Annotated in this window: 2 protein-coding genes; both read left to right on the top strand. The window is 45.9% G+C overall.

Features of this window, described 5'->3' with window-relative positions:
• Positions 1-164: 164 nt before the first annotated feature.
• Positions 165-1,838, top strand: coding sequence for a Tle5 family T6SS lipase effector (locus tag J1781_RS26070; RefSeq protein ID WP_238483437.1), 1,674 nt, complete (start codon positions 165-167; stop codon positions 1,836-1,838).
• The coding region (locus J1781_RS00670) for an SEL1-like repeat protein (RefSeq protein WP_217233049.1) at positions 1,838-2,826 on the top strand (989 nt) is incomplete at its 3' end. The genes J1781_RS26070 and J1781_RS00670, both read left to right, overlap by 1 nt.

The following is a 2,826-nucleotide window of genomic DNA, read 5'->3' as shown; positions in this document are numbered from 1 at the left end:
GTCCACATTCGGCACTGAATTATCTGACGCCATCAGAGTTTGCAGCACGGTGGCGAAATGGAAAATGTGAAGGTAAACAAACCGACATTACTAACTGACGGTTGTATCTAATCCTGGGGGCAGGTCAGACCGTCGATATCATCTGCTGGGGATTTCAACCATCCATGTATTTTATTCGGGATGGTCAGGCACCTTGTATTGGTGAGTTACTCAACCAAATAGCACTTAAAAATAAGGTGCAGGTTCGTGTCCTTGGCTGGGAAATGCCTTTTAATTCAGCTGGAGTTGCTGGCGAAGCGAATTTACCTAATAAAGGTCCTATCAGCATTAAGGCACGAGCAGGACAAACCTCAACTGTGGAACAATACGCTTATGATGGCGAATGGTTTAGACAACACTCATACGAAAGCAAACTCCAAGCGGTAAGTGCGGCGGGAATGAATGTTGGCTTTACTAAAGTTAAGCATGATAAAGACAATATTAACAAAATTCTTACTGAAACTCCGGTATTCGCCGGTCGTGGATTCAATCCGAAAGATCGTGCAGAACTGGCCTACAGATCAACATATCAAAGCATTGATAAGAATCTGAGCGCTTACACAGTGCTGACAATGGCAGGCACGGTAACTCACCATCAAAAAACTGTGCTGATTGACTTTGAATTACCTGAGCATGCCATCGGTTTCGTTATGGGGCATAACATGCTTGACGAATATTGGGACACGGACTCTCACACTTCCATGAATCGTCTTGCCAAAGATAAAGTTGGACCTAACACAGGACCACGCGGAGATCTGCCAAGACAAGATATATCCAGTCAGGTAACCGGGCCAATTCTGGAACATTTGCATAAAAACTTTGCCACCGCGTGGCTGAGGGAAACGGGACAAGATTTACTCATTATGCGTAATGCTAGAGAAGTCGCTAAAAAGCTTCAACAGCGTTCAGAATTTGGCACTCCGATCATGGCGCAACTTTTGCGCACTCAGGCGCAGGAAGGCAAACGAGATATAGAAAAACTCTATTTGAAAACAGTTAATAATGCGACGCAGTTTATATATATAGAGAACCAATATTTTCGCTGGCCTCCATTGGCAGAAGCCATCAAAAAAGCAGCAGAAGTTCAAAGCAAAGCGGGCAGGGATCCCGGTGAACACGGTTCATTACATTTATTCGTTGTCACCAACGTTACTGATCAGGGTATTGGTGCTGGCACGGTGAATACCCAACGCATGTTGGAAGTTCTCGGCCGCGCCGACACAATTCCGAATGTGACAAAATTGACCAGGATTGGCAAAGCCAGCGAAGAAGTTTTCACCACGGCGCCTGCTATATATCTCGATCCTGCCGATGCGAATAAAAGGTATCAGGACTTGCTAAGAAAAACGGCAGGATTTGAAAAACAGGCTCAGGAAATTCAGGACAGCACAATTAAACCTGAAACGGTTCCCGGTCTGAAAGTTCATATTTGCTCACTGGTGGCAAAAGATTCACCTGCAGAGAAATGGATGCCTGTTTATATTCACTCCAAGCTCATGATCATAAATGATGTTTTCACTACTCATGGCTCCGCCAATATCAACACCCGCAGTATGCAAGTAGACAGCGAAATGAATATTGCTCATGAGATGAAAAGCGTGACAAAAGCGCTACGACAAAAGCTTTGGAACCTGCATACGAATAAGCAAGGTGCGCAGGATGATCCTGACAAAGCATTTGAAGCTTGGGAAAAACTTCTTGATAGAAATAAAAAGCTTCAGGATACAGGGGTAGATAATCCTGCAGCGCCATTGATAAAGTTTCGCTACAACGAGTCTACTCTGAAGGATCTGGACTAATGCGCAGATTATTATTGTTATCTTGTCTTCTTTTAACGGCCTGTGACGGCGGTAAAAACACGACTTCTGTAAAAAAGGATTTTGCTATGGACCCGCTCACTAACGTTAATGCCAAACTGGCCTTTACCTGCAAACTCGAAGCTATCCCCGACGCTCCCGCTGAACCCGATATATTGTATAAATACGCCCGCTGGTTACAGGTCAACAACCAGCTTAAACAAGATAAAACAGTGGATGTGGAAACCGAGCGGCTTTACCGGATTGCAGCAGCCAATGGTCACTATAAAGCTAGCATCAACCTACAAAACAGCGCGATGCGTGGACAGTTTTCACTAAATAGTGATGAGCAGCTGCGCATGAGCCAACAATTGATCGATGCCAAGATAGCGACTGGTTACTATTTTATTGCTATTTATCTTGAACGAGGCGCTGCAGGGCTACAGCAAGATCCTGAAATGGCATTGCGTTACTACCGCAAAGCTGCCGATGAGGGGAATCAACAAGCCCAAGCTTATGTTGGTGACAAATTATCTCCGGCACAAATGGCACCGGATGTATCCAGACAAATGCTCCATTGTGCCGCCGAACAGGGAGATGGTGGAGCGGCTAATGACCTAGGTAATGCACTGGCAGTAAAAGGTCTTTATCAAGAGGCTGTCAAGGCATTCCAGTTAGGGGTGATGGCTGGTGATTCAACATCTGCCAGCTTTTTAGAAAGTGGATTCAATGGTCCTGAATCTTCTAATAAACTTGATTACCTAGCCTTGCCGAAAGACCCTGAGCGCGCCAGACGATATGAAGCAATCTGGAGAATTCTTGCCAACTACTCGTATGCCCACCCCACCGTCCCAGAAATCAACGATATCGTCCCCCTCCCACCGGCCCCGCTGCCTGCCTGGGATGGCAAGATAAAATGGCTGGAAGATCGCAAAGCGAACATTCCGCCGACCAAACCCAGCGAAGCCCTGATTGAGAAGCTGGCGAAAGA

Source organism: Rahnella perminowiae, assembly GCF_019049695.1.
GTDB lineage: Bacteria > Pseudomonadota > Gammaproteobacteria > Enterobacterales > Enterobacteriaceae > Rahnella > Rahnella perminowiae.
The sequence above is the reverse complement of the archived record's forward strand: the minus strand, read 5'-3'. Positions and strand labels throughout refer to the sequence as shown.

What these genes read in the sequence shown, in the direction of transcription:
- J1781_RS26070 (WP_238483437.1), top strand. Translation starts at nt 165, where the DNA reads ATGTATTTTATTCGGGATGGTCAGGCACCTTGTATTGGTGAGTTACTC.